The sequence below is a fragment of the Craterilacuibacter sp. genome (genome assembly GCF_051659485.1).
In the GTDB taxonomy this organism is placed as follows: Bacteria; Pseudomonadota; Gammaproteobacteria; order Burkholderiales; family Chromobacteriaceae; genus Craterilacuibacter.
On the sequence record NZ_JBOFOO010000043.1, the window covers coordinates 1 to 1,349 of the forward strand.

Consider the following 1,349-nt stretch of genomic DNA (forward strand, 5'->3'; position numbering starts at 1 on the left):
CCGATGGCGATGGCCAGTGCATCCACACCGGTGTCGCGCACGAAGCGGGCGGCTTCTTCCGGATCGGTCAACAGCTGGCTGTGATCGAGCACGCCTTCGGCGCCGACGCCGTCTTCTTCACCGGCCATGCCGGTTTCCAGACTGCCCAGACAACCGATTTCGCCTTCTACCGATACACCGCAAGCGTGGGCAAAGTTCACCACGGTGCGGGTCACATCGACGTTGTAGTCGTAGTCGGCCGGGGTCTTGCCGTCGGATTTCAGCGAGCCGTCCATCATCACCGAGGAGAAACCCAGCTGGATAGAGCGCTGGCAGATATCGGGGCTGGTGCCGTGATCCTGATGCATCACCACCGGGATATGCGGGAATTCTTCAATCGCCGCCAGAATCATATGGCGCAAAAAAGGGGCGCCGGCGTATTTGCGCGCGCCGGCCGAGGCCTGCACGATCACCGGTGCATCGCACTGGTCGGCGGCCTCCATGATGGCGCGCATCTGCTCGAGGTTGTTGACGTTGAACGCCGGCAGGGCATAAGAAAATTCTGCCGCGTGATCCAGCAGCTGACGCATAGAAACGAGAGCCATGTCTTTCTCCAGTAGGGCGGGCGCAGTCGGTGCTGGCCGCCGTCAATCAATCGGGTCGGGCGAATGCCGCGACGGGTTTAATGGCGCGTGACCGAAGTCAGCGCCACACCGGCAGCGACAAAGGCGCCACCGGCACAGCGGTTCATCCAGCGCAGACGCAGCGGGCTGTTGAGCCAGTTTTTCAGGCGCGCGCCGCCAGCGGCATAGGCGAACTGCCAGCTGGATTCGATCACATAGAATGTGCCGGCCAGAATCAGCAGCTGCGGGCCTTGTGGCAGGCGGGCATCCATAAACTGCGGAAACAGCGCGGTAAAGAACACGAAGGCCTTGGGATTACTCATCGCCACCAGAAAACCGGTGCGAAAGCGTGTCCACACGCTGCCTTCGGGCGAGATGCTATTGTTTTCCGCCAGCGCCTCGGGCTTGGCGCGCCAGGTCTTGATGCCCAGATAAATCAGATAGGCGGCACCGGCGTATTTGACCACGGAAAACAGCAGCTCCGAGGTCGCCAGCAATGCGCCCAGGCCGGCAGCCGAGCCGGCCATAATCAGGCCCAGCGCCGACAATAGCCCGAACATGGTGGGTAGCGTATGGCGCACGCCGTAGCGTATGCCGTGCGTCATCGCCAGCAACATATTGGGGCCGGGCGTGGCGGACACAAAAAACACTGTCACCACGAACAACAACCAGCTTTCCAGCGACATGGGGATGACCAAATTAGGATAAACCCGTCCAGTTTATGCCATTAGCCGCATCGTCGCCATG

The 1,349-nt window shown here is 61.1% G+C and carries 2 protein-coding genes; both read right to left on the bottom strand.

The features are described from left to right. Positions 1-584 (bottom strand): class II fructose-bisphosphate aldolase (locus ACRC1E_RS01325; protein ID WP_438513309.1); only part of this gene is annotated, 584 nt, incomplete at its 3' end. Between the two features lie 77 nt (positions 585-661). Next, positions 662-1,288: a LysE family translocator gene (locus ACRC1E_RS01330; protein ID WP_438513310.1), complete on the bottom strand. Its 627-nt coding sequence runs from the start codon at positions 1,286-1,288 to the stop codon at positions 662-664. Positions 1,289-1,349: the final 61 nt, after the last annotated feature.

Bases quoted from the DNA above. Each gene is read 5' to 3' on its own strand.
- ACRC1E_RS01330 (WP_438513310.1), bottom strand. From the start codon at position 1,288: ATGTCGCTGGAAAGCTGGTTGTTGTTCGTGGTGACAGTGTTTTTTGTG.